The sequence below is a fragment of the Modestobacter sp. L9-4 genome (assembly GCF_019112525.1).
In the GTDB taxonomy this organism is placed as follows: Bacteria; Actinomycetota; Actinomycetes; order Mycobacteriales; family Geodermatophilaceae; genus Modestobacter.
Genome location: NZ_CP077800.1, coordinates 1,795,073 through 1,819,969 on the forward strand (window position 1 = coordinate 1,795,073; position 24,897 = coordinate 1,819,969).

Genomic DNA, 24,897 nt, shown 5'->3' on the forward strand with positions numbered 1-24,897 from the left:
CCGGTATCCGATACCGCCGAGTATCCTCAGGTGCGTGGATGACGCCAGCCCCACCGGTGCGACCTCGCGCACACCCCGCCCGGGCAAGGACGAGGTGCGGGCGCGCGTGCTCCGCGCCGCCGCCGGCGTCTTCGCCGGACGGGGCTTCGCCGCGGCCAGCCTCGACCAGGTCGCGGCCGCCGCGGGCTTCACCAAGGGCGCGGTCTACTCCAACTTCGCCAGCAAGGACGAGCTCTTCCTGGCGCTGATGGCCGACCAGGGCGCCCGCCGGGTCGACGCCGTCGAGGCCGCCCTCGCCCGCACCACCGACCTGCCCGGCGCCCTGGCCGCGGTGGGTGCCGAGCTGTCGGCCCAGGAGGCGGCCTGGCAGCTGCTCTTCCTGGAGTTCTGGCAGCGCGCGGTGCGCGACCCGGGAGTGCGCACCGCCTTCGTCGCCTCCCGCCGCGAGCTGCGCGCCCGCATCTCCGGGGTGGTCGAGCGCTTCCTGGCCGAGCACCCGGTGCGCACCGGGTGGGACGCCGGGTCGCTGACCGTCGTGCTCGTCGCCCTCACCCACGGGCTGGCCGTGGAGTCGCTGCCGGACCCCGACGCCGTCCCCGGCGACCTGCTGGCCCGGGTGCTGGCCGACCTGGTCGATCCCGAGCAGCCCTGACCGGCGCCGGGAGTCGCCATGTCGACCGCCGTCAAGTGGCGCAACTGGCCGCAGTTGGCCCCTCAGCTACGTGGACATCTGCCCTGCGTGGCCGCCGACGCGGACCGGTCCCCACCACTAGCTTCTGGATCATGCTCTCGACGCTCTTGGTCATCGCCGGCGTGCTCGGAGGGCTGCTCGTGCTGCTCACCCTGATCGTGCACCTGTCCGCCCGGCCGGCGACCCGGGCGCACACCCCCGGCGCCCGGACGACGCCCTGGGTGGCCGACGCCGGGCAGCCGCACCCGGACGCGTGGTCCCCGCTGCAGGTCACCGGCACCCACGGCCGCGTCGTCCGCTGACCCCGGCGGGAGGCCCCGCTACGCTCGCCGCGATGACCAGCGACGCGCCTGCGCTGCAGGTCTACCCGATCGGCCAGCTCATCGGCGTGCGCGCGGTCGTCGACCAGTTCGACGTCCGGGTGGGCGCCGACCTGCACAGCCTGACCGCCGCCGAGTTCGGCGTCTGGGCGATGGCCCACGGCCCGGCCGACCACGTGCCCCGGCCCTGGACGCCGGCCGCCCTGGCCGAGCAGGCCGCCGCGGTGGGGCTGACCGGGTTCGACGAACGGCTGGCCCGGCTCGAGGCCGACGGCCTGGTCGCACTCGCCGCCCCCGGCACCCCCTCGGCCCGCGAGCTCGCGCTGCGGGTGCGGATGGTGCCGCTGGTGATCGGCCTGGGCAACAGCGCCGCCGCCCCGGACGCCTACTCGGTGGGCCTGCCCGGGCGGCCGCTGGCCGTGCTGTCCGCGGCCGCCTACGACCTGTTCGAGTGGGCACACATGGAGACCAGCCTCTGGCGGGCCTGCGAGGGCGCGGCCGCCACCGCCGCACGGGTGGGCATCGCCGACACCCAGTCCACCGACCCCGAGGGCCTGCTGACCTCGCTGCTGGGCGACCTGCACCGACTGCTCACCCCCAACGCCGTCTGCCTCGACACCTGGGCGGTGGGGTGATGACCGAGCCGCTGGTGTTCCCCCTGGGCCACCCGATGGGGCCCTTCCACCCCTCCCCCGGTGCGCCGCCCAGCTACTGGGTCGTGCGGCTGGGCTGGGACAGCCCGCTGCTGCACGACCGGGCCACCGCCGACGTCTGGGCGCTGGCGCACGGGCTGCCCGACCGGGTGCACGGCACCCCGTGGACCCGCTCGGTGTGCCGCTCGATCGCCCTGGAGGCCGGCGTCCCCGACCTCGACCGCCGGCTCGACGGCCTGGTCGCCCGCGGGCTGGTCGCCGAGGTCGCCCCGGGCACCCCGGCGGCCGAGCAGTTCGCCCGCACCCACCGCGTCCAGTCGCTGCTGCTGGGGCTGGGCGCGCAGCCCGACGCCCCCGGCGTCGACGGCATCGGCCTGCTCGGCCGCCCGCCGCTGGCCCGGGTGCGCCCGGACACCTACGAGGCCTGGCAGTGGGCGCACCTGTGGCCCACGCTGTTCGACGCGGCGGCCGGGCTGGCCGACATGGCCGCCCAGGCGCCCGGGGCGACCCCGGAGGAGACCGACCCGGCGGCGGTGCTGCACCGGCTGCTCAGCCAGCTGCACACCCTGCTGTCGGGCAACGCCGTCTACCTGGACCGCTCCCTCGCCGTCGCCGACGCCGCGCGCGGGTGAACCCGGCTCAGCACAGCTCCGCCCGGTCGCCGGCCACCCGCACCCGGTCCCCGGCGGCCAGCGACACCAGCGTGGCCCGGGTCGACTGCGCCGCCGCCGGCAGCACCGCGGCCGCGACGTCGGGGTAGACGGCCGCCACCAGCTCCGGCACCGTGCGCGGCCCGTCGGCCAGCAGCTCCAGCAGCTGCCGCGCCCGGTACGCCCGGTGCTCGAGCAGGAAGCGCAGCACCGCCGAGGGGTCGACGGTCAGCTCGGGCCCGTGCCCGCAGTAGAGCGCCGACGGGCCCAGGTCGTGCACCCGGCGCAACGACTCCAGGTGCGCCAGCAGGTCGCCCTCGGGGTGGCTGACCACCGACGTGCCGCGGCCGAGCACCGAGTCACCGACCAGCACCGCGCCCGAGGCCAGCCGGAAGGCCAGGGAGTCGGCGGTGTGCCCGGGTGCCGGGACGACGTCCAGCGTCGTCCCGGCCAGGTGCAGCCGCTCACCGCCGTGGAGCAGCCGGCCGCCGGGCCCGGTGACCGCGGGCGAGGCCGCCGCGACCGGCACGCGGAAGCGCCGCCCCCACGGCCGGGCCGCCGCGGCGTGGTCACCGTGGTGGTGGGTGACCAGGACGGCCACCACGCGGGCACCGCGCGCGGCGAGCGCGGCCTCGACCGCGGCCAGGTGCGCCGGGTCGTCCGGGCCGGGGTCGACCACCACGGCCTGTCCCGACCCCGGCTCGCCGACCAGGTGGGTGTTGGTGCCGTCCAGGGTCATCGGCGAGGCGTTGGGCGCCAGCACCCGCGTGACCAGCGGTTCCGGGTCCGCCACCGGCGCCATCGCCCCCGGTGCGGGCAGGCCCCAGGTGCTCCGCGGGTCCACCGGCGCGCTCACGGGCGCCCACGCTATCGCCGTCCGGACGGCGGCCGCGCGCTGCCCGCCACTAGCGTCGACGTCATGCGTGCACCCGCGACCCTGCTCAAGGCCGGCCTCTCCGCCGCGGCCGCCGTCGTCCTGCTGACCGCCTGCGGCGGATCGGGGGACGACGCCGCCGACGCCGCGGCCTCCGCCGCCCCCACCTCCAGCTCCGCCCTCGCCTCCAGCTCCGCCCCGACCTCGGGCTCCGCCCCGAGCACCGGTGCGGCCTCCTCGAGCGCCGCGTCCACCGACGCCGGCTCCTCCGGCGGGTCCGACGACCCCGAGGTGAAGGCCTTCTGCAGCCAGGCCGAGCAGGTGCTGACCCAGGTGAGCACCAGCCTGGACACCAGCGACCCCGCGGCGGTCGGCCCCGCCCTGGACAAGGCCGTCGAGGACCTGAGCGCGGTGCAGGCGCCCGCCGACATCAGCGCCGACTGGGAGACCGCCAAGACGCTGTTCACCGGCCTGCGCGACGCCGTCAACGGCGCCGACCTGAGCACGCCCGAGGGCCAGACGTCCGTGCAGCAGGAGGCCGCCCGGCTGCAGGGCGAGACCGGCGACGCGCAGACCCGGCTCGACGCGTGGACCAAGGACAACTGCGGGGCCTGACACCGCTCCCCGGGCGCCCCACGGGGCGCCCGGGGCCGCTCAGCAGCCGCGGACGGTGACCCCGCGGGCGCGCAGCCACGGCACCGGGTCGACCTGGCCGCCGTACATCAGGCCGTTGGGGTGCACCTCGAAGTGCAGGTGCGGTCCGGTCGACTGACCGCGGTTGCCCACCTCGGCGATCCGCTCGCCGGCCCGCACCCGCTGCCCGTCGGCGACGGAGTAGCGGTTCACGTGGCCGTAGACGGTCACCGCGCCGTCGTCCCCCCGGACGTAGACGGCCAGCCCGAAGCCGGTGGCCGGCCCGGCCCGCTGCACGACGCCGGCGGTCGCCGCGTAGATCGGCGTGCCGATGGGGGCGGCGATGTCCACGCCGTAGTGGGTGACGCCCCAGCGGGCGCCGAAGCAGCTGCTGGTGCGGCCGACCGCCGGCCGCACGTAGCCCGACCCGCCGGCGTCCTGGTCGCCGGTGTCGACGTCGGCCTCCGACGTCGACACCTCCGCGGCGGCGGCCGCCCGCGCGCGCCGGTCGTCCTCCTCGGCCTGCGCGCGGGCGCGGGCCTCCTCCTCACGGCGGGCCGCCTCCTCGGCGGCCTTCTGCGCCTGCCACGTCTCGTAGGCGTTGCGCGCCCCCTGCAGCTCCAGCAGCCGGACCTGCGCGTCCTGCAGCTGCTGCTGCAGCTGCTGCTCCTGCGCCGCCGCCTCCTCCAGCGCGGTCTGCTGGGCGGCCAGCTGCTGGTCGGCGGCCACCTTCGCGGCCTCGGCAGCTGTCTCGGCCGCCGCCTTGGCGTCCCGGGCGTCGCGGGCGGCGGCGTCGGCGGCGGCCTGCTGCACGCGCGCGTCCTCCATCAGGCCCAGGACGTCGACCTGGTGGTCGCCGACGTAGTCGAGCATCGCGGCCTTCTCGATCAGCTCGGCGGGCCCGTCGACGTCGAGCAGCGCCATCTCGCTGGTGAGCTCGGAGCCGTTCTTGTAGGTGTCCCGGGAGAAGTCGGCGATCCGGGCCTGCGCCGCGGTGACGGCGTCGGCGGCCGCCTGCAGGTCACGGGCGGTCTGCTCGGCCGCGGCGTCGGCCAGCTGCCGGGCCTCCTCGGCCGCCAGGTAGGCGGTGCCCGCGGCCTCGGCCTGCACCTGGACCTGCTCCAGCCGGGTCTGCGCCTCGGCCACCAGCCCGGTGATCCGGGCGACCTCGGCGGTGGCGGCGGCCTGCGCGGCGGCCGCGCCGTCCAGCTGCTCGTCGCTGGGGTTGACCGGGTCGGCCAGCGCGGTGCCCCCACCGGCACCCAGCACGGCGGTCGCGAGGACCGCGGCGACCAGGCCGGAGCGCAACGCCCGGGACACCCTCGAGGACCGGCGGCGGGCCGGGCGCGAGGGCACGGGGGACGAGCGCAGCACGGGCCGCGGCATGGTCGCTCCTGGGGAGGGGGAGGTCGTGCGGATGGACTCCTGCGAGGGTCGCACCGACCCCATCCGTCCCCAAGGCAACACGCGGCGCAGTCGTCACATGACTCTGCGCAGTCAGATCCCGCTGTCGCGCCCCAGTTCCTCGGCCAGCCGCGTCAGCTCGTCGCCACCGGCCATCATGGTGGTGAGCTCCTCCCGGCTGACCTCGCCCTTCGCGAAGTCGCCCAGGCTGCGGCCACGGTCCAGCAGCAGGAAGCGGTCGCCCACCGGGTGCGCGTGGTACGGGTTGTGGGTGATGAAGACGACACCCAGCCCCTGGTCGCGGGCCTGGGCGATGTAGCGCAGCACCACCCCGGCCTGCTTGACCCCCAGCGCCGACGTCGGCTCGTCGAGGATGAGCACCCGTGCGCCGAAGTGCACCGCGCGCGCGATGGCCACCGACTGGCGCTCACCACCGGACAGGGTGCCCACCGGCTGCTCGGGGTCGCGGATGTCGATGCCCATCGCGGCCAGCTCGCGGCGGGTGACCTCCTTGGCCGTCGCCTTGTCGAACCGGCGGAACGGGCCCCAGCCGGTCGTGGGCTCCGAGCCGAGGAAGAAGTTCCGCCAGATCGCCATCAGCGGGATCATCGCCAGGTCCTGGTAGACCGTGGCGATCCCGGCGTCCAGCGCCTCCCGCGGGGCGCCGAAGCGCACCGGGGCACCGTCGAGCAGCAGCTCACCACGGGTCGGCCGGTGAACCCCCGACAGCACCTTGATCAGCGTGGACTTGCCGGCGCCGTTGTCGCCGAGCACGCAGGTGACCTCACCGGCCCGCACGGTGGTCGAGATGCCGTCCAGGGCGATGACCGAGCCGAAGTCCTTGCCGATGTCGCGCAGCTCCAGCAGCGGGGCGCTCACAGCGCCCGAGGCGGTGCTCATCGGCGGGCCGCCTCGGCGTAGCGGCGCACCGCGCGGTTGCTCAGCACGGCCAGCAGCAGCATCGCGCCCAGGAAGAAGTAGAACCAGTCGGCGTCCCAGCGCAGGTAGACGATGCCCTGCTGGGTCATGCCGAACACCAGCGCGCCCAGCGCCGCCCCGATGGCCGAGCCGAAGCCACCGGTGAGCAGGCACCCGCCGATGACCGCCGCGACGATGTAGATCAGCTCCTGCCCGGTGCCGGTGTTGGCCTGCACCGAGGTGAGCCGGACGGCGGTGATGGAGCCGACCAGCCACGCCGCGGCCGCGGTCGTCATGAACAGCCGGATCGTGGTGCGGGCGGCCGGGACACCGACGTTGCGGCTGGCCACCTCGTCACCGCCCGTGGCGAACACCCAGTTGCCGAACCGGGTGCGCAGCAGGACCCAGGTCGCCACGGCGGTGGCCAGCAGCCACCACACGATCGCGATGCGGAACTGCTGGCCGAAGACGCTGAACGTCGAGGCCAGCACCAGCTCGGCGGAGTGGTAGCCCGGGGCCTCGGCGATGCCGCGCACCTGCACCGTGCCGGTGAACAGCTTGGTCAGCCCCAGGTTCAGGCCCTGCAGCATGAGGAAGGTGGCCAGCGTGATGATGAAGCTGGGCAGGCCGGTGCGGGTGACCAGCCAGCCGTTGAGGGCGCCGATGGCCAGCGCCAGCACACCGGCCGCGGCGATGGCCACCCAGATGTTCTGGTCGAACCGGACGGCGACGATGCCGACGGTGAGCGCGGTGGTGCCGGTCAGCACGCCCGCGGACAGGTCGAAGTGCCCGCCGATCATCAGCAGCGCCACCGCGACCGCCATGATGCCCAGCGTCGAGGCGACGTCCAGCCAGTTGGCGATCCCGCTCAGCGACCGGAAGACCGAGCTCTGGGCGGAGAAGAACGCCAGGATGACGACGGCGCCGATCAGCGACCCCAGCTCGGGCTTGACCAGCAACCGGCGCCACAGGCCGACGGCGGCGACCCGCTCGTCGGCGCGCGCCCGCCGGCCGACCGGCGCCTCGCGGGTGGCGCTCAGCGGGTGCCCGCCGAGGCCAGGTCGCCGATCGCCTCGACGTTGCTCGAGTCGACGATGCCCGGGCCGGTCAGCACCGGCTGGCCACCGCCCACGGTGTTGAGGTTCTGCGCGTAGAGCTTGAGCATCACGATCGGCAGGTAGCCCTGCTCGTACTGCTGCTGGTCGACCGCGAAGGCTACCGTGCCGGCCTTGATCGCGGCGATGACGTCGCCGTTGAGGTCGAAGGTGGCGATCTCGGCCTGGGAACCGGCGTCGGAGGCGGCGGCCGCGGCGATCGGGGCCACGGCGGAGTTCAGCGTCAGGACCGCGTCGACCGAGGGGTCGGCCTGCAGCTGCGAGGTGATCGTGGCCTGCGCGCCCTGCAGGTCGTTGATGTCGACCTGCAGCAGCCGGACGTCGGCGCCCAGGCCCTGCGAGGCACCGGCGCAGCGCTGCTCGAGGCCGATGTTGCCCGCCTCGTGGACGACGCAGAGGACGTTCTTGCGGCCGTCGCGGGCCAGCCGCTGCCCGGCGCCCTGGCCGGCGATCGTCTCGTCCTGCCCGACGTGCCCGATGGCGCCGAACTCGGCGGACCGGTCGGCGCCGGAGTTGATGGTCACCACGGGGATCTTCGCCGCCCGCGCCGCGGCCAGGGAGTCCTGCAGCGCGTCGGGGTTGGCCATGGACACCACGATGCCGTCGACGCCCTGGTTCACCGCGGCCTCGATGAGCTGGGACTGCCGCTGCGGGTCGCCGTCGCTCTGGTAGTCGACGCCGACGCCGAGGTCGTCACCGGCCGCCTTGGCGCCCTTCTGCACGACGTCCCAGAAGGCGTCACCGGCCGAGCCGTGGGTGACGACGGCGAACTGCAGGTCGCCGTCCGCGGTGCCCCCGCCGCCGCTCGGGGCGGCTGCGGTGGTCTCGCCCTCGCCGCCGGAGTTCTCCGTGGAGCAGCCCAGGAGCACCAGGGGTGCTGCCAGAGCGAGTGCGAGCAGCCGCTTGCGTCGAGCCATGATGTGCCTGTCCTCCTGTGTGGCGGCGCAGCGCTGCCCCGCTGGTCTCCTCCCCCGGCGGTCCTCGACCGGGACCCCGACGGGGAGTGCGCGGGCACCAGGGGTCCCCCGGTGCCTGTCGTCGGCCCCTGATCATGCCGGGCGCGCCGCGCGATCGTCCCACGGACCTGCCGACGGGACCTCCTCGTGGCCTCACCGACACCCGACCGGGTGGCTCCCGCCGGGCCGACCGAGCCTCGCCGGCGGCCACCTACGCTCAGCTCGTGGACGTGATGGGCTCAGGGCACGAACAGGTCGTCTTCTGCTCCGACCCGCAGTCGGGGTTGCGCGCGGTGATCGCGGTGTACTCGACCGCGCTCGGTCCCGCACTCGGCGGCACCCGCTTCTTCCCCTACGCCTCCGAGGAGGCGGCGGTGACCGACGCGCTGGCGCTGTCGAGGGCGATGGCCTACAAGAACAGCCTCGCCGGGCTCGACCTGGGCGGCGGCAAGGGCGTCATCATCGGCGACCCGCGGACCGACAAGACCGAGGCGCTGCTGCGCGCCTACGGCCGGTTCGTGGAGAGCCTCGGCGGGCGGTACCTCACCGCCTGCGACGTGGGCACCTACAACGCCGACCTGGACGTCGTGGCCCGGGAGACCCGCTTCGCGCACGGCCGGTCGGAGGCCTTCGGCGGGTGCGGCGACTCCTCGGTGCTCACCGCCTTCGGCGTCTTCCAGGGCATGCGCGCCGCCGCCCAGCACCGCTGGGGCTCCCCGTCGCTGGCCGGGCGCACCGTCGCGGTCGCCGGGGTGGGCAAGGTCGGCTCGCACCTGGTCGACCTCGTCGTGGGCGACGGCGCGTCCGCGGTGGTCACCGACGTCGACCGGGCCGCCGTCGACCGCGTGCTGGCCCGCCACCCCGGCGTGACCGCCGTGGCCGACACCGCGGCGCTGGTGCGCACCCCGCACGACGTCTACGCCCCCTGCGCGCTCGGCGGCGCCCTGGACGACGAGACCGTCGCCGTCCTGCCCGCCCAGATCGTCTGCGGCGGCGCGAACAACCAGCTGCCGCACGCCGGCACCGCGGAGCTGCTGCGGGCCCGGGGCGTCCTCTACGCCCCGGACTACCTGGTCAACGCCGGCGGCGTGATCCAGGTCGAGGACGAGCGGCACGGGTTCTCCTTCGCCCGGGCCGAGGCGCGGACGACGACGATCTACGACGTCGCCCTGCGGGTGTTCACCACCGCCGAGGCCGAGGGCGTCTCCCCCGCGGTGGCGGCCGACCGGCTGGCCGAGGAACGGATGACCTCCGTGGGCCGGCTGGCCACCATCCGCCTGCCCCGCTGACGGCCTCGCCGGCTTAAAGCCCGGCCTGCATCGCGACTCCCTGGTGCTGCCAGGTCGCGTCGTCGTGGCTGGCACCGTGCTGCCAGTTCCAGCCGCTGAGAATCACCTCGGTGACGTTCTCGTGAGTCGCCAAGCGTTGCCCGTACCCGGTCAGCCCTAGCACGATGTCGAAGGAGAGCCGGATGTCCACGACACGGGTGCGGGTGCAGACCGCAGCGACGCTTGGAGTCACCGGCACGCTTAACAGGACCAACTCCTCAACCGGTTGCGCTGCGTTGACCGCGCGCGCCACCACCTCACCGCCGTAGCTGTGGGCGAAGACGGTCCGCAGTCCGCCGGGGGCGGCAGTCGTCGCCCAACGCGCGAACCGGGTTGAAGCTTTCGCGCGGTGGCTCGCTCGACAGAAGCCATCCCACCCGAACTCCATGCCCTGGTCATAGAGGTCCGGTCGGTGCCGTGCCTTCATGTAGTCGAAGAAGTCCCCACCTGCCTGCCACCAGTCACCCACCCATCCCCACGTTCCATGGACGATCGTCGACATCTGCGCGTGACCCGGTTCACGATTCGACTGCGAAGAGGTCGGCGGCGGGGAGCCAGGGTCCCTCGACAGGAAGGCGGCCATGGCTATTTGCTGAGTCAGCTTGTCTGAGGAGCGGAGACCGAGATGCAGCCGCTCCTCGACCAGCATTTGGACCCACCAGAGGTCGAGCGCTGTGCCCCACGACGCGCAATGGTCGGCCCACTGAACGTCCGACCAGTCGACCAGCTCACTAGCGTCGTCGGGCGACACTGGATGGAACACCCCCGTCAGCCCGCCGATGAGCCTTGGCGCAGCAAAGCGGGCGTCCTCATTGAGAATCCGCCACAGTGCAGCGGCAGCTGTGGCCGACTCACGCTCAAGAGGACTACGTAGCAGTTCGATCAGGTAGAGCACCGCATCGCGCAGCTGCGCAGAGGTCGCCAACTGCTCCCAGCGCTGCACTCGGGCTTCGTCTAGGTCCCGACCGAGTCTTGACCGCTCCAGTTCCTCCACCGAGACGTCCCGTGCTGAAGCCTGCCTTTCGAGCATCCTCTCGGAGAAGCCGAGCTCGATCAGCGGTTCGCGTAGCCGGGCGACCGTCTCACGGCTACCGATCGCCCAGGTGGCAACAGCTGCCGCACGAGCTGCGTTGGCACCCTCGAACTCTGAGGACACGACGAGGCTCTCGCGCGCGCTCGAGACGCGGAAAGAGGTCGAATCGGACGCTGCAGACTCGCTCATCGGATGCTCCTCACGGCTTCAAGTCAGGTCTCACCGCGCGAGACCAAGACGAGGATCGGCAGCTGAGCGAGCCGTCTTGAGCTGGCGAGATTATGAGACGACGGTCACCTATCACCTCCTGAGGAGGGGGCCGGGGGGAGGGATGCGTGCCCGTGACCGATCCGTGTCGTAAGCTGCCTCCAGGACATAGTCACTCAGTCGGGGTCGCCACACGGGCCGTCCAGCCCAGTGCTGGACGACGATCCGCACTCCGTCACGAGGGGGTCGAGCCATGGGGCGCGGCCGAGCGAAGGCCAAGCAGACACGCGTGGCCCGTGAGCTCAAGTACAGCTCACCCAACACCGATCTGACGGCACTCCAGCGCGAGCTCGCTGGACAGCCGTCGTCGTTCCCGACCCGTGCGCCGAAGGACGACGACGACGAGGACGAGCCCCAGGCCGAGACCTGGCTGGGGGACGACGAGGACGACGACTGGGCTGCCACCAGTCGTTGACCTGACGGTCGGCACACGTACCACCGCGACACCGCTGCCCCTCCGGGGTGCAGCGGTGTTCTCGCGTGCGCGACGTCCGGCGGACCCGGACGGCACGGGGAGCCCCGGCACCACTGGTGCCGGGGCTCCCCGTCGCGCCCGGCAGCCGACCAGGCCGGCCCAGGCCCCGTCCGGAGGCTCGCCCCGGGCCTGCGAGGGGTGAGGAGGACGGGGCCCTCCCTCAGCGGTAGGAGCCGACCAGCCTGGCCGAGGCGGCGCCGTCGGCCGCCGAGATCGAACCGGCGGCCCAGGCGGGCACCCCGCGGGCGGCCAGCAGGGCGAGCGCCGCGTCGGCCTGGTCGGGCGCGACCGCGGCGACCATGCCGACCCCGCAGTTGAAGGCCCGCTCGGACTCCGCGCGCGGCACGCCGGAGGACTCCATCAGCGAGACGGCGGCCGGCAGCGCCCAGGTGCTGCGGTCCAGCACCGCCTCCAGCCCGTCGGGGACCACCCGCACGGTGTTGCCGGCCAGCCCGCCGCCGGTGATGTGCGCGAAGGCGTGCACGGCGTCCACGCCCAGCTCGGCGACCAGGGCGAGGCAGTCGAGGGCGTAGATGCGGGTGGGCTCGAGCAGGACGTCGCCGAGCGGGCGGTCCAGGCCGGCCGGCGTCCCGGTGAGGTCGAGGCCCGCGCGGTCGACGACCCGGCGCACCAGCGAGTAGCCGTTGGAGTGGAAGCCCGACGACGCCATCGCGATCACGACGTCGCCGTCCCGGACCCGCTCGGGGCCCAGCACGGAGTCCTCCTCGACGACGCCCACGGCCGTGGCGGCCAGGTCGTAGTCGTCGGCGCCCATCAGGTCGCCGTGCTCGGCGGTCTCCCCGCCCACGAGGGCCGCGCCGGCCAGGGTGCAGCCGGCAGCGATGCCGGTGACGATCGCGGCGATCCGCTCGGGCACCACCCGCCCGCAGGCCACGTAGTCCTGCAGGAACAGCGGCTCGGCGCCGCAGGCCACCAGGTCGTCGACGACCATCGCGACCAGGTCGATGCCCACGGTGTCGTGCCGGTCCAGCGCCCGCGCGAGGGCGATCTTGGTGCCGACCCCGTCGGTGGAGGAGGCCAGCAGCGGGCTGCGGTACCGCGCGACGTCGAGCCGGAAGAGGCCGGCGAAGCCGCCCAGCCCACCGACGACCTCGGGGCGGTTCGTCCGCGCCACCGCCGACCGCATCAGGGTCACCGCACGTTCCCCGGCGTCGATGTCGACCCCGGAAGCGGCGTAGGTGAACTCTTCGGGCTGCGTGCTCACGTGGCTGGGCTCCTGCGGTTCAGGGACGGCTGAGGGCGTCGTCGGCGCCACCGGGGACGGTGGGGCTGCCGGCCTGGCGCCCGGTCCAGCCGGTGACGGCGGCCGCCTCGTCGGTGAGCGCACGGCGGCCGATGCCCTCGAGGACGTGCTTGCCCAGCACCGTGGGCTCGGCCAGCGGGATCGGGTACTCGCCGGTGAAGCACGCGGTGCACAGCCGGTTGGCCGGCTGCTCGGTGGCGGCGATGAGGCCCTGCTCGGAGACGTAGGCCAGCGAGTCGGCGTTGATCGAGGCGCGCACGCCGTCGACGTCCAGGCCGTTGGCGACCAGCTCGGCCCGGCTGGCGAAGTCGATGCCGTAGAAGCACGGCCACTTCACCGGCGGGGAGGAGATGCGCACGTGCACCTCGACGGCGCCGGCCTCGCGCAGCATGCGGACCAGGGCGCGCTGGGTGTTCCCGCGCACGATCGAGTCGTCGACGACGACCAGGCGCTTGCCGCGGATGACGTCGCGCAGCGGGTTGAGCTTGAGCCGGATGCCCAGCTGCCGGATGGTCTGGCTGGGCTGGATGAACGTGCGCCCGACGTAGGAGTTCTTGACCAGGCCCAGGCCGTAGGGGATGCCGGAGGCCTCGGCGTAGCCGACGGCGGCCGGGGTGCCCGACTCCGGGACCGGGATGACGAGGTCGGCGTCGGCCGGGTGCTCGCGGGCCAGCCGGCGGCCGATCTCGACGCGGGCGGCGTGCACCCCACGGCCGGAGATGGTGGTGTCCGGGCGGGCGAGGTAGACGTACTCGAAGACGCAGCCCTTGGGGTCGGCGGAGGCGAAGTGCTGGCTGCGCAGGCCGTCCTCGTCGATGGCGATCAGCTCACCGGGCTCGACCTCGCGGACGTAGGAGGCACCGCAGATGTCCAGCGCCGCGGTCTCGCTGGCCACGACCCAGCCGCGCTCGAGCCGGCCCAGCACCAGCGGGCGCACGCCCTGCGGGTCGCGGGCGGCGTAGAGCGTGTGCTCGTCCATGAAGGTGAGGCTGAACGCGCCCCGCAGCCGGGGCAGCACCTCCATCGCGGCCGCCTCGACCGACATGTCGGGCTTGGCCGCGATCAGGGAGGTGATCAGGTCGGAGTCGGTGGTGGCGACGAACGCCCCGCTCACGCCCTCGTCGGCGGCGGCGCTGGCCAGCTCGGCGGTGTTGACCAGGTTGCCGTTGTGACAGAGCGCCAGGCCGGTGCCGGCACCGGTGGTGCGGAACGTGGGCTGCGCGTTCTCCCACGTGGAGGCACCGGTCGTGGAGTAGCGGGTGTGCCCGACGGCGATGTGGCCGCGCAGGCTGCCCAGGGTCGGCTCGTCGAAGACCTGGCTGACCAGGCCGAGGTCCTTGTAGACCACGACGGAGGCGCCGTCGGACACCGCGATGCCGGCCGCCTCCTGACCGCGGTGCTGCAGGGCGTAGAGGCCGAAGTACGTGAGCTTCGAGACCTCCTCGCCGGGCGCCCAGACACCGAAGACGCCACAGGCGTCCTGGGGGCCGGCGTCCTGGGGGTCGAGGTCGTGCGTCAGCCGTCCATCACCGCGGGGCACCCGGTGAGCGTACCGGCTCGCGGGACCTCCCCCGGGTGGGAGTTCTCACCCGGGGGAGGACGGTCGCGTGCCGGAACTCGTCCCCGACCTGCGGTTCCGTGGTCGGACGGACACCGTCCGCTAGGAGATGTTCGCCGTCTCGGCGGTGATCGAGGTGTCGTCGCCGTGCCCGGTGTGCACGACGGTGTCCCCGTGCAGGGTCAGCAGCCGCGACCGGATCGAGGCCAGGATCGTCGGGTGGTCGCTGAACGAGCGGCCGGTGGCACCCGGTCCGCCGGAGAACAGGGTGTCGCCGGTGAAGACCGCACCCAGGTCGGCGGTGTGGAAGCTGGTGCTGCCCGGCGAGTGGCCCGGGGTGTGCAGCGCGGTGAGCGTCGTGCCGGCGACCCGGAAGCGCAGCAGGTCGGCCAGCTCGCCGTCCGGGCTGGTCTCCGGGTGGACCACCTGCCACAGCATCGTGTCGGCCGGGTGCAGCCAGATCGGTGCGTCCACGGCCTCGCGCAGGTCGACCGCGGCGGTGATGTGGTCGTTGTGCCCGTGGGTCAGCAGGACGGCCTTCACCCGGCGGCCACCGATCGCCGCCACGATCGGCTCGACGCGGTGCGGGGCGTCGATGACGACCACCTCGTCGTCGTCGCCGACCAGCCAGACGTTGTTGTCGACGTCGAAGTCCTGCCCGTCGAGGCTGAACACCCCGCTGACGACGGCCTTCTCGATGCGCGCTGTGCTCATTGCTCCGCTCCGGACTCGTTCCGCTCCTCGGTCGCTGGCGCTCCCTGCGATGCTCGCTCGCCCGTCGTCCTCGTCGCGGTCACTCGAAGACCACCACGCTGCGGAGCACCTCGCCGTTGTGCATCTTCTCGAAGGCCTGCTCCACGTCGCCCAGGCCGACGGTCTCGGAGACGAACGCCTCCAGCGGGAACCGGCCCTGCAGGTATAGGTCGACCAGCATCGGGAAGTCGCGGCTGGGCAGGCAGTCGCCGTACCAGGAGGACTTCAGCGACCCGCCCCGGCCGAAGACCTCCAGCAGCGGCAGGGTGATCTCCATGTCCGGCCGCGGCACGCCGACCAGGACGACGCGGCCGGCCAGGTCGCGGGAGTAGAAGGCCTGCTCGTACACCGCCGGGTGGCCGACGGCGTCGATGGTGACGTCGGCGCCGAACCCGCCGGTGAGCGCCTTGACGGCCTCGACCGGGTCGCTCTCCTTGGAGTTGACCGTGTGCGTGGCGCCGAGGTCCTTGGCCCACTGCAGCTTCCGGTCGTCGATGTCGACGGCGATGATCGTGGTCGCGCCGGCCAGCGCGGCACCGGCGATCGCGGCGTCACCGACCCCGCCGCAGCCGAAGACGGCGACGCTCTCGCCGCGCTGCACGGCACCGGTGTTGATCGCGGCCCCCACCCCGGCCATCACGCCACAGCCGAGCAGCCCGGCCGCCGTCGCCGGCGCCTGGGGGTCGACCTTCGTGCACTGGCCGGAGTGCACCAGCGTCTTCTCGGCGAAGGCACCGATGCCCAGCGCGGGGCTCAGCTCGGTGCCGTCGGCCAGCGTCATCTTCTGCGCGGCGTTGTGCGTGTCGAAGCAGTACTGCGGCTGGCCCTTGCGGCAGGCCCGACACTCACCGCACACCGCCCGCCAGTTCAGGATCACGAAGTCGCCGACCGCGACGTCGGTGACGCCCTCGCCGATCGCTGCGACGACCCCCGCCGCCTCGTGCCCGAGCAGGAAGGGGAACTCGTCGTTGATCCCGCCCTCGCGGTAGTGCAGGTCGGTGTGGCAGACCCCGCACGCCTGGACGTCGACGACGGCCTCGCCCGGACCGGGATCGGGCACGATGATCGTCTCGATGGTGACCGGAGCACCCTTGCTGAGGGCGACGACGCCCTTGACCTGGTACGGCATGCACTCAGCCTAGGGACATCGGCAGGAACGCCGCCTGCTGCAGTCCAGACCGGGAGTTCCCGTCGGCGTGCAACGAATTGGTCTCGGCATCCCTCGGATGAGGGCAATCGGCGCGCCGACGTGCTCGGCGCGTCGTACCGTCCCCCCGGTCGCGACGCAGCTCACAGGAAGTGACTCGCGCGGCTGGCTCGTCCGCCCGGCCGCGCCGTCACGTCACCTCGGAGGTCTCCGTGGCAGTACCCAGCTTCCTGGCTCGGGAGCGCATCATCGCGCGCCCGGGCTTCAACCGGTGGCTCATCCCACCGGCTGCGCTCGCCGTGCACCTGTGCATCGGCCAGGCCTACGCCACCAGCGTCTACAAGACCGCCCTGGTCGCCGAGTTCGACTCGAGCCTGAAGACCATCGGCTACATCTTCTCCCTGGCCATCGTGATGCTCGGCCTCTCCGCCGCGCTCTTCGGCACCTGGGTCGACCGCAACGGTCCCCGTGCCGCGATGTTCGTCTCCGCCTGCTTCTGGTCCGCCGGCTTCCTGATCGGCTCGCTGGGCATCCACACCGGCCAGCTGTGGCTGCTCTACCTGGGCTACGGCGTCATCGGCGGCATCGGCCTGGGCATCGGGTACATCTCCCCGGTCTCCACCCTGATCAAGTGGTTCCCCGACCGTCCGGGCCTGGCCACCGGCATGGCGATCATGGGCTTCGGCGGTGGCGCGCTCATCGCCTCGCCGCTGTCGCGTCAGCTGATGAGCTGGTACGACCCGAACTACATCCCCTCCGGCGCCGGCGCCAACGTCGCCAGCGGTGACGCGGTCTCCAAGCTCTTCCTGACCCTGGGCCTGGTCTACCTGGTCTTCATGCTCTTCGGCGCCCTGATCGTCCGCGTCCCCGCCGCCGACTGGAAGCCCGCGGGCTTCGACCCGGCGTCGGTCAAGGCCAAGCCGATGATCACGACCGACAGCGTGTCGGCCGCCAACGCCATCAAGACCCCGCAGTTCTGGCTGCTGTGGGTCGTGCTGTTCTGCAACGTGACCGCCGGCATCGGCATCCTCGAGCAGGCCAGCCCGATGATCCAGGACTTCTTCCGCGACGGCACGACCTCCACGGTCGCCGCCACCGCCGCCGCCGGCTTCGTCGGCCTGCTGTCGCTGTTCAACATGGGCGGCCGGTTCGTCTGGTCCTCCACGTCGGACTACGTCGGCCGCAAGGGCATCTACATGGTCTACCTGGGCCTGGGCCTCGTGCTCTACGTCCTGCTGGCCACCGTCGGCAGCTCGGCCACCTGGCTGTTCGTCGTCCTCGCCGCGCTGATCATCAGCTTCTACGGCGGTGGCTTCGCCACGGCCCCGGCCTACCTGCGTGACCTCTTCGGCACCTACCAGGTCGGCGCCATCCACGGCCGCCTGCTGACCGCGTGGTCGGCCGCCGGTGTCGCCGGCCCGCTGATCGTCAACGGCATCCTCGACAGCCAGGGCACCCCCGGCAAGCTCGTCGCCGGCGACTACCGCCCCGCCCTGTTCATCATGGTCGGCGTGCTCGCCGTCGGCTTCGTGGCCAACCTGCTGATCCGCCCCGTGGCGTCGAAGTTCCACGAGCCGAAGGCCGCTGTCGACGCCTTCACCACCCCCTCCACCCCGGAAGCGAGCGCCACGCGATGAGCACCTCGACCCACTCCGCCGCGGAAACCACCCACACCCCGGTCGGGCTCATCGCCTTCGCCTGGACCCTCGTGGGAGTCCCCCTCGTCTACGGCCTGTACCAGACGATCAAGACGGCCAGCTCGCTCTTCTGACCTGGCCCGCACCCCCGGGACGCCCCGTCTGCTCACCGAGCAGGCGGGGCGTCCTGCGTTCCCGGGTGCGGCGACCCCGGGGCTGTCCAGCACCAGGTCGGCGGCCTAGCGTGGGCGCCGCCCGCCCGGCGCGCCCGGCCCACCCGGCCTCGACGTCCCTCGCCCCGCGGGTCGTCCGGAAGGCCACCATGAGGTCACCCCGCACCGCTTCCCCGACCGGACGGCGCCTGATCGCCGGCGCGACCGGCTCCGCACTGGTCCTGGCCGCGGCGGTCGTGGGCGCGGTCGCCGCCCCCGCCCCCGCGGCCCGCGCCGCCGGCGACCCGGCCGCCGAGTGCGCGGCCGCGGTGGTCTCGGCGATGACGCTGGAGCAGCAGGTGGGCCAGCTGTTCGTGGCCGGTGAGAACGCCGGCGGGCCCACCGCCGCGCAGGCGGCCCTGGTCGCCGACCGGCACCTGGGCGGGGTCATCCTCACCGGCCGCAGCAACGCCGGGACGGCGGCGACCCGGCGGGTGACCGACGACCTGCGGAACCGCTCCGGCGGGGCGGTGACCGGCGGGGTGGGCCTGTGGGTGTCCACCGACCAGGAGGGCGGCGCCGTCCAGGTGCTCAGCGGTCCCGGCTTCTCCACCATCCCCACCGCCCTGGCCCAGGGCCGCCTCGACCCCGGCGACCTGCGCGGCCGCGCCGCCGGCTGGGGCCGGGAGCTGGCGGCCGCCGGCGTCGACCTGGACCTCGCCCCGGTGCTGGACACCGTGCCGGCCGACCTGGGCACCCGCAACCGGCCGATCGGCTACTACGCGCGCGAGTACGCCAACGACCCCGGTGGGGTGTCCCGCTCCGGCGGCGCCTTCGCCGCGGGCCTGGCCGACGCCGGCGTGCAGGCCACCGGCAAGCACTTCCCGGGCCTGGGCCGGGTGCTGGACAACACCGACACGACCGCGGGCGTCACCGACGGGACGACGGTGCGCGGCGACGCCTACCTGGCGCCGTTCGCCGACGCGGTGCGGTCCGGCATCCCGGTGGTGATGGTGTCCTCGGCCACCTACAGCCGCATCGACGCCTCGACGATCGCCACGTTCTCCCCGGTGGTCATCAACGACATGCTGCGCGGCGACCTGGGCTTCACCGGCGTGGTCATGACCGACTCCCTGGGGGCCGTGGCGCTGTCCGGGGTGCCGGTCGCCGACCGGGCCGTGCGGTTCATCGCCGCGGGCGGCACGGTGGCGCTGTCGGCGGAGTCCGACATCGTCGGGCCGATGATCGACGGGGTGCTCGCCCGCGCCCGCAGCGACGCCGGGTTCCGCGGCCAGGTGCAGGCCGCGGCCCGCACCGTGGTCGACACGAAGTTCGATGCCGGCCTGGTCACCTGCCCGACCGCCGCCGGGGCCATCGCCGAGCACCAGGTGCAGCTGGGCGGCGACTCCGGGTGGCTCGGCCCCGCCACCGGCGCCGTCACCCCGGTCGCCGGAGGTGCGCAGCAGGACTACCGCAACGGCACCGTCTACTGGTCGCCGTCCACCGGGGCGTGGGCGGTCCGCGGCGCCATCCGGGACCACTACCGGGCGCTGGGCGGGCCGGCGGGCGAGCTGGGCTTCCCGGTCACCGACGAGCTGCCCACCCCCGACGGCATCGGGGCGCTCAACCACTTCGCCGGGTCCGGCGGCGCCTCGATCTACTGGAGCCCGGCCACCGGCGCCCACGAGGTGCAGGGGGCCATCCGCGACCGCTGGGCGGCCACGGGCTGGGAGAAGGGCCCGCTGGGCTACCCGGTCACCGACGAGCTGCCCACGCCCGACGGCATCGGTGCCTACAACCACTTCGCTGGCTCGGGCGGGGGCTCGATCTACTGGAGCCCGGCCACCGGCGCCCACGAGGTCCAGGGCGACATCCGGGCGCACTGGGCCGCCCTGGGCTGGGAGGGCGGCCCACTGGGCTACCCGGTCACCGACGAGCTGCCCACCCCCGACGGCATCGGGGCGCTGAACCACTTCTCGAAGGGCGCCTCGATCTACTGGAGCCCGGCCACCGGCGCCCACGAGGTGCACGGCGCGATCCGCGACCACTACGCCGCCCTCGGCTGGGAGAAGAGCGACCTGGGCTACCCGGTGACCGACGAGCTGGACACCCCCGACGGGATCGGTGCCTTCAACCACTTCGCCGGCTCCGGCGGCGGGTCGATCTACTGGAGCCCGGCCACCGGCGCGCACGAGATCCAGGGCGACATCCGGGCCCGCTGGGCCGCGCTGGGCTGGGAGGGCGGGCTGCTGGGCTACCCGGTGACCGACGAGCTGCCCACGCCCGACGGGAAGGGCGCGTTCAACCACTTCTCCCGCCGCGACGGCGCCTCGGTCTACTGGAGCCGGGCCACCGGCGCCCACGAGGTGCACGGGCCGATCCGGGACCGCTGGGCCGCCCAGGGCTGGGAGAAGGGGCCGCTGGGCTACCCGCTGACCGACCAGTACGCGCTGCCCGGTGGCGGCGGCCGCAACGACTTCCAGGGTGGGTCGCTGACCACGCCCTGACGGGCGGGCCCGGTCAGCCCCGGCGGGCGGGCCGGGTCAGCCCCGGCGGAGCGGGGGCAGCGGCAGGTGCGCCGAGAGGTCGGCGCGGCTGCCGCTGGCCACCACCCGGCCCTCGGCGACCGACTCCGCCCAGCTGAGCGCGCCGGTGGCCAGCCGCAGCCAGGTGGCGGCGTCGGTCTCGATCACGTTGGGCGGGGTGCCCCGGGTGTGCCGGGGCCCGGGCACGCACTGGACGGCGACGAACGGCGGCACCCGCAGCTCGACCGAGCGGCCGGGCACCTGCTGGGCCAGCCAGCGGGCGGAGGTCTTCACGGCAGCGCCCAGCACCGGCCGGGGAGGCTGGTCGGCCTCCCCGGCCAGCCACCCGGCCACCGGCGCCAGGACGGCGCGCAGCTCCTCGGCCGAGATGGGCTGCACGCCGGCCATCAGCTGGTCGGGACGGTGCCCGCCGGGACCGCGCCCACGACCAGCTCCGGGCTGCCGAACAGGGCCGGGAGGGTGCCCGTCCAGGCGGTGCGCAGCTCGGTGAGCGGCAGCTCGAGCAGGCCCTCGACCACCAGGGCGTCGCCGCCCGTCGTCCCGAGCTCGGTGACCGGGACGCCGGCCGCCTCGGCCGCGGCGCGCACGCCCGCCGGGTCGGCGGTGGTGACGACGACGCGGGCGCCGGACTCGGCGAACAGCGCGGCCGTCGGGTCGCCGTCCACGCGGAGCGTCGCCCCGGTGCCGTACCGCAGCGCGGACTCCGTCAGCGCCTGCGCCAGACCGCCGTCGGCCAGGTCGTGGGCGGAGCTGACCAGCCCCTCGGTGGAGAAGCGGGCCAGCAGCTGCCCCAGGGTGCGCTCGGCGGCGAGGTCCAGCCGGGGCGGCAGCCCGCCCAGGTGACCGTGGACGACCGCGGCCCACGCCGAGCCACCGAACTCCGGCCGGGTCTCCCCCAGCAGCAGCACGGTCTCGCCGTCGGCGCGCCAGCCGGTGGGCACGCGGTGGGTGACGTCGGCGTGCACGCCGAGCACCCCGATCACCGGCGTCGGGTTGATCGCGACGTCGCCGGTCTGGTTGTAGAGGCTCACGTTCCCGCCGGTGACCGGCAGGCCGAGCGCGCGGCAGCCGTCGGCCAGGCCGCGGACGGCCTCGGCGAACTGCCACATGACCTCGGGGTTCTCCGGGGAGCCGAAGTTGAGGCAGTTGGTGACCGCCAGCGGCACGGCGCCGGAGACGGCGACGTTGCGGTAGGCCTCGGCCAGGTTCAGCTGGGCACCCGTGTAGGGGTCCAGCCGGGAGAACCGGGCGTTGCCGTCCAGCGCCAGCGCGATGCCCAGGTTGCTGGACTCGTCGATGCGCACCACGCCGGCGTCCTCGGGCTGGGCCAGCACGGTGTTGCCGCGCACGTAGCGGTCGTACTGCTCGGTCACCCAGGACTTGTCGGCGCCGTCCGGGCTGGAGACCAGGGCCAGCCAGTCGGCGCGCAGGTCGGCCGAGGACGACGGCGGGGCGTCGGCCTGCAGGGCGTCCAGGTCGGCCGGGCGGGCCATCGGCCGGTCGTAGCGCGGGCCCTCCAGGGCCACGGTGCGCGGCGGGACGTCGACGATCCGCTCGCCGTGCCAGTCGATGGTGAGCCGGTCGCCGTCGGTGACCTCACCGATGACGGTGGCCAGCACGTCCCACTTGGCGCAGACGGCGAGGAAGGCCTCGACCTTGCCCGGCTCGACGACCGCGCACATCCGCTCCTGCGACTCGCTCATCAGGATCTCGGCGGGGGTGAGCGTTGAGTCCCGCAGCGGGACGGCGTCCAGGTCGATGGCCATGCCGCCGGAGCCGGCCGCGGCCAGCTCGGACGTGGCGCACGAGATGCCGGCGCCGCCGAGGTCCTGGATGCCGGTGACCAGGCCGGCGGCGAAGATCTCCAGGCAGGCCTCGATGAGCAGCTTCTCGGTGAACGGGTCGCCGACCTGCACGGCGGGGCGCTTGGCCGGGCCCTCGGCGTCGAAGGTCTCGCTGGCCAGCACCGAGACCCCGCCGATGCCGTCGCCGCCGGTGCGGGCACCGAACAGCACGACCTTGTTGCCCACGCCCTCCGCCTTGGCCAGCTGCAGGTCACCGTGCTTCATCACGCCCACGCACAGGGCGTTGACCAGCGGGTTGCCGGCGTAGGTGTCGTCGAAGAGCAGCTCGCCACCGATGTTGGGCAGGCCCAGGCAGTTGCCGTAGCCGCCCACGCCGGCGATCACGCCGGGCAGCACGCGGGCGGTGTCGGGGGCGTCGGCCGCGCCGAAGCGCAGCGAGTCCATGACCGCGATCGGGCGGGCGCCCATGGTGAGGATGTCGCGGACGATCCCGCCGACCCCGGTGGCCGCGCCCTGGTAGGGCTCGATGTAGCTGGGGTGGTTGTGCGACTCGACCTTGAAGGTGACCGCGTAGCCCTCGCCGACGTCGACGACGCCGGCGTTCTCGCCCATGCCGACCAGCAGTGCGTCGCTCTTCGGCAGGTCGGCGAACCGGCGCAGGTGCACCTTGGAGGACTTGTAGGAGCAGTGCTCGCTCCACATGACCGAGTACATGGCCAGCTCGGAGGTGGTGGGCCGGCGGCCGAGGATCTCCTTGATGGAGGCGTACTCGTCGTCCTTGAGGCCGAGCTCGGCGAACGGCTGGGCCGTGTCCGGGGTGCGCCCGGCGCGGTCGACGGTGTCCAGGTCGGGCATCGACCGGACGGCGGCGTCGGCCGGACCGTCGGCGGCGTGCGGGGTCGACGTCACGTCGGCGGTCACGCGGCACCCACCAGCGAGGTCAGCACGGAGGTGAAGAAGCCCAGGCCGTCGGTGCTCGGGCCGGTGAGGTCCTCGACCGCGTGCTCGGGGTGCGGCATCAGCCCGACCACCCGGCCGTCGGCGCTGGTGACCCCGGCGATGTCGCGGGAGCTGCCGTTCGGGTTGCCCCCGACGTAGCGGACGACGACCCGCCCCTCCCCCTCGAGCCGGTCGAGGTCGGCGTCGGCGGCGACGTAGCGCCCCTCGCCGTTCTTGACCGGGACGACGATCTCCTGGCCGTCGGCGAACGACGACGTCCAGGCGGTGTCGGCGCGCTCGACGCGCAGCCCCTGGTCGCGGTTGCGGAAGTGCAGGTGGCTGTTGCGGGTGAGCGCCCCGGGCAGCAGCCCGGCCTCGCACAGCACCTGGAAGCCGTTGCAGATGCCCAGCACGGGCAGGCCCGTGCCGGCTGCGCTGATGACGTCGGCCATCAGCGGCGAGCGGGCGGCGATGGCGCCGGCGCGCAGGTAGTCGCCGTAGGAGAAGCCGCCGGGCAGGACCACGGCGTCGACGTCCTTCAGGTCGTGGTCGCCGTGCCAGAGGGAGACGGGCTCACCGCCGGCGAGCCGCACCGCGCGTGCGGCGTCGACGTCGTCCAGGGAGCCCGGGAAGGTGATGACACCGATGCGCACGTTGGTCCTCAGTCCGTGGGGAGGTGCAGCTCGACGTCTTCGATGACGGGGTTGGCCAGCAGCGTCTCGGCGATCTCGCGGAGCTCCGCGGCGTCGGGGGTGCCGTCCACCTCCAGCACGAAGTGCTTGCCCTGACGGACACTGCGGACACCGGAGTGACCGAGCCGGCCCAGGGCGCCGAGAACGGCCTGCCCCTGCGGATCGGAGATCTCTGGCTTCAGGACGACGTCGACGACCACGACTGGCACGCCGACGAGGGTACCGGCAGTGCCGGAGCAGTCCGAACGAGCGCCGGACGGGCGACGGATGGTGCACGACGGACCACCCCGCGGACCGGAGCTGCCCCCGACGGGTGGCGGACCTGGAGCGTTCGACTGGAGATCACCGGCGCCGGGTCGATGATCAGGACAACCAGATCGCCGTCGGGCGGTCGACGTGCAGGACGGAGGCGGGCGTGGTCGCGGGCACCCCCAACATCGACCACCCGGCCGGTGCCACGGCGCTCAGCGTGCTCCCCCTCGGCAGCGACGAGGCCCTCACCAGCCGGGTGCGGCGGGTCGGGGACTCGCACCTGTTCATCAGCCAGCCGCGCACCCCCACCGGCGACACCGCCGGCTTCGTCGCCGGCGACATGATCGAGATGTCCTGGCAGTCCGACGACGGGCTGCGCTCCGTGACCGCCGACGCCGTCGCCCTGGCCTCCGACGGCACCTGGAAGGTCCGGCTCACCGGCCCGGCCAACCGGATCCAGCGCCGGGACGCCGTCCGCGCCCCCATCGGCCTGCCGGTCCTGGTCTCCTGGGACTCCGTCTCGCTCACCGGCAGCACCGTCGACCTCAGCGAGGGCGGACTGCTCGCCGTCTTCCGCCCGCACGGCGACCTGGGGGTCGGCGTCCCCTTCCCGAAGCGGGGCCGAACACTCACGCTCCAGCTCGACCTGTACTCCGACCTGCTGCTCACCGAGGTCGCGCTGATCCGCCGGCGACCGCGCCAGGACGCCCTGCACGAGTGGTCGCTGCGCTTCCTCGCCCTGCCCGAGCCCTCCGCGGACCTCATCCGCTCGCACGTCTTCACCGCGCTGCGCAACGCCCGCGCCCGCGGCCTCGCCGCGCTGTACTGATCTCGT

25 protein-coding genes are annotated in these 24,897 nt (G+C 73.9%); 11 read left to right on the forward strand and 14 right to left on the reverse strand.

Translation table 11 applies throughout. The annotated features are described in order from the left end of the window. The first annotated feature begins 34 nt into the window (after positions 1-34). The 4 genes from KUM42_RS08410 (at position 35) to KUM42_RS08425 (ending at position 2,296) form a co-directional block, all read left to right on the forward strand. Positions 35-652, forward strand: a complete 618-nt coding sequence (locus KUM42_RS08410) for a TetR/AcrR family transcriptional regulator (RefSeq protein ID WP_237496307.1) — start codon at positions 35-37, stop codon at positions 650-652. Between the two features lie 131 nt (positions 653-783). Further along, positions 784-993, forward strand: coding sequence for a hypothetical protein (locus tag KUM42_RS08415; protein WP_237496308.1), 210 nt, complete (start codon positions 784-786; stop codon positions 991-993). Between the two features lie 32 nt (positions 994-1,025). Next, positions 1,026-1,646, forward strand: a complete 621-nt coding sequence (locus KUM42_RS08420) for a hypothetical protein (protein WP_237496309.1) — start codon at positions 1,026-1,028, stop codon at positions 1,644-1,646. After that, complete coding sequence (locus KUM42_RS08425) at positions 1,646-2,296, forward strand: hypothetical protein (RefSeq protein ID WP_237496310.1); 651 nt, start codon at positions 1,646-1,648, stop codon at positions 2,294-2,296. The genes KUM42_RS08420 and KUM42_RS08425 overlap by 1 nt, the downstream gene beginning before the upstream one ends. Before the next feature lie 7 nt (positions 2,297-2,303). On the opposite strand, the gene KUM42_RS08430 is transcribed toward KUM42_RS08425, so the two are convergent. After that, complete coding sequence (locus KUM42_RS08430; protein ID WP_237496311.1) at positions 2,304-3,170, reverse strand: MBL fold metallo-hydrolase; 867 nt, start codon at positions 3,168-3,170, stop codon at positions 2,304-2,306. A gap of 63 nt (positions 3,171-3,233) precedes the next feature. Here KUM42_RS08430 and KUM42_RS08435 point away from each other — a divergent pair, with 63 nt between their 5' ends. Beyond that, positions 3,234-3,803, forward strand: a complete 570-nt coding sequence (locus KUM42_RS08435; RefSeq protein ID WP_237496312.1) for a hypothetical protein — start codon at positions 3,234-3,236, stop codon at positions 3,801-3,803. 39 nt (positions 3,804-3,842) lie between these two features. Here the strand turns inward: KUM42_RS08435 and KUM42_RS08440 are convergent, their stop codons facing one another. The 4 genes from KUM42_RS08440 to KUM42_RS08455 form a co-directional block, all read right to left on the reverse strand. Beyond that, the gene (locus KUM42_RS08440) at positions 3,843-5,207 is read right to left on the reverse strand and encodes a peptidoglycan DD-metalloendopeptidase family protein (protein WP_237496313.1); all 1,365 of its coding nucleotides are present in this window, start codon (positions 5,205-5,207) and stop codon (positions 3,843-3,845) included. A 111-nt stretch (positions 5,208-5,318) separates the two neighbouring features. After that, complete coding sequence (locus KUM42_RS08445) at positions 5,319-6,125, reverse strand: ATP-binding cassette domain-containing protein (RefSeq protein WP_237496314.1); 807 nt, start codon at positions 6,123-6,125, stop codon at positions 5,319-5,321. After that, positions 6,122-7,102, reverse strand: coding sequence for an ABC transporter permease (locus tag KUM42_RS08450; protein WP_237496315.1), 981 nt, complete (start codon positions 7,100-7,102; stop codon positions 6,122-6,124). Before KUM42_RS08450 ends, KUM42_RS08445 begins: the two co-directional genes overlap by 4 nt. Positions 7,103-7,179: 77 nt before the next feature. Continuing rightward, positions 7,180-8,175 (reverse strand): sugar ABC transporter substrate-binding protein, encoded by a 996-nt coding sequence (locus KUM42_RS08455; RefSeq protein WP_237496316.1) that lies wholly within the window; start codon positions 8,173-8,175, stop codon positions 7,180-7,182. A 272-nt stretch (positions 8,176-8,447) separates the two neighbouring features. On the opposite strand from KUM42_RS08455, the gene KUM42_RS08460 reads away from it, so the two are divergent. Beyond that, positions 8,448-9,503 (forward strand): Glu/Leu/Phe/Val dehydrogenase, encoded by a 1,056-nt coding sequence (locus KUM42_RS08460; RefSeq protein WP_237496666.1) that lies wholly within the window; start codon positions 8,448-8,450, stop codon positions 9,501-9,503. A 13-nt stretch (positions 9,504-9,516) separates the two neighbouring features. Here KUM42_RS08460 and KUM42_RS08465 read toward each other — a convergent pair whose 3' ends face one another. Next, a complete protein-coding gene (locus tag KUM42_RS08465; RefSeq protein WP_237496317.1) occupies positions 9,517-10,764 on the reverse strand; it encodes a hypothetical protein in 1,248 nt (415 codons plus the stop codon). 307 nt (positions 10,765-11,071) lie between these two features. Between KUM42_RS08465 and KUM42_RS08470 the strand changes: the two genes are divergently transcribed. Next, positions 11,072-11,257: a DUF3073 family protein gene (locus KUM42_RS08470; protein WP_370629346.1), complete on the forward strand. Its 186-nt coding sequence runs from the start codon at positions 11,072-11,074 to the stop codon at positions 11,255-11,257. Positions 11,258-11,477: 220 nt separating this feature from the next. On the opposite strand, the gene purM is transcribed toward KUM42_RS08470, so the two are convergent. From purM to KUM42_RS08490, 4 genes are all read right to left on the reverse strand, one after another. Then, complete coding sequence (purM, locus tag KUM42_RS08475) at positions 11,478-12,542, reverse strand: phosphoribosylformylglycinamidine cyclo-ligase (RefSeq protein WP_237496319.1); 1,065 nt, start codon at positions 12,540-12,542, stop codon at positions 11,478-11,480. Positions 12,543-12,561: 19 nt separating this feature from the next. Further along, on the reverse strand, positions 12,562-14,121 hold the full coding sequence (gene purF, locus KUM42_RS08480; RefSeq protein ID WP_237496320.1) for an amidophosphoribosyltransferase: 1,560 nt from the start codon (positions 14,119-14,121) through the stop codon (positions 12,562-12,564). A gap of 120 nt (positions 14,122-14,241) precedes the next feature. Beyond that, positions 14,242-14,853: an MBL fold metallo-hydrolase gene (locus KUM42_RS08485; RefSeq protein ID WP_237496321.1), complete on the reverse strand. Its 612-nt coding sequence runs from the start codon at positions 14,851-14,853 to the stop codon at positions 14,242-14,244. Between the two features lie 79 nt (positions 14,854-14,932). Beyond that, positions 14,933-16,021, reverse strand: a complete 1,089-nt coding sequence (locus tag KUM42_RS08490) for an S-(hydroxymethyl)mycothiol dehydrogenase (protein ID WP_237496322.1) — start codon at positions 16,019-16,021, stop codon at positions 14,933-14,935. Positions 16,022-16,251: 230 nt separating this feature from the next. On the opposite strand from KUM42_RS08490, the gene KUM42_RS08495 reads away from it, so the two are divergent. From KUM42_RS08495 to KUM42_RS08505, 3 genes are all read left to right on the forward strand, one after another. Further along, positions 16,252-17,676, forward strand: coding sequence for an OFA family MFS transporter (locus KUM42_RS08495; protein ID WP_237496323.1), 1,425 nt, complete (start codon positions 16,252-16,254; stop codon positions 17,674-17,676). Further along, the gene (locus KUM42_RS08500) at positions 17,673-17,810 is read left to right on the forward strand and encodes a hypothetical protein (RefSeq protein ID WP_237496324.1); all 138 of its coding nucleotides are present in this window, start codon (positions 17,673-17,675) and stop codon (positions 17,808-17,810) included. The genes KUM42_RS08495 and KUM42_RS08500 overlap by 4 nt, the downstream gene beginning before the upstream one ends. A 188-nt stretch (positions 17,811-17,998) precedes the next feature. Then, entirely contained in the window at positions 17,999-20,335 is a 2,337-nt protein-coding gene (locus tag KUM42_RS08505) for a glycoside hydrolase family 3 N-terminal domain-containing protein (protein WP_237496325.1), read from the forward strand. 36 nt (positions 20,336-20,371) lie between these two features. Here the strand turns inward: KUM42_RS08505 and KUM42_RS08510 are convergent, their stop codons facing one another. From KUM42_RS08510 to purS, 4 genes are read right to left on the reverse strand one after another with little or no spacing between them, the layout of a single operon-like run. Then, positions 20,372-20,761, reverse strand: coding sequence for a sterol carrier family protein (locus KUM42_RS08510; RefSeq protein WP_237496326.1), 390 nt, complete (start codon positions 20,759-20,761; stop codon positions 20,372-20,374). After that, positions 20,761-23,100 (reverse strand): phosphoribosylformylglycinamidine synthase subunit PurL, encoded by a 2,340-nt coding sequence (gene purL, locus KUM42_RS08515; RefSeq protein WP_237496327.1) that lies wholly within the window; start codon positions 23,098-23,100, stop codon positions 20,761-20,763. Before purL ends, KUM42_RS08510 begins: the two co-directional genes overlap by 1 nt. Continuing rightward, the gene (gene purQ, locus KUM42_RS08520; RefSeq protein WP_237496328.1) at positions 23,097-23,771 is read right to left on the reverse strand and encodes a phosphoribosylformylglycinamidine synthase subunit PurQ; all 675 of its coding nucleotides are present in this window, start codon (positions 23,769-23,771) and stop codon (positions 23,097-23,099) included. The genes purL and purQ overlap by 4 nt, the downstream gene beginning before the upstream one ends. An 8-nt stretch (positions 23,772-23,779) precedes the next feature. Next, a complete protein-coding gene (gene purS / locus KUM42_RS08525) occupies positions 23,780-24,019 on the reverse strand; it encodes a phosphoribosylformylglycinamidine synthase subunit PurS (RefSeq protein WP_163609878.1) in 240 nt (79 codons plus the stop codon). A gap of 206 nt (positions 24,020-24,225) precedes the next feature. On the opposite strand from purS, the gene KUM42_RS08530 reads away from it, so the two are divergent. Further along, positions 24,226-24,891, forward strand: a complete 666-nt coding sequence (locus tag KUM42_RS08530) for a flagellar brake protein (protein WP_237496329.1) — start codon at positions 24,226-24,228, stop codon at positions 24,889-24,891. Positions 24,892-24,897 lie beyond the last annotated feature (6 nt).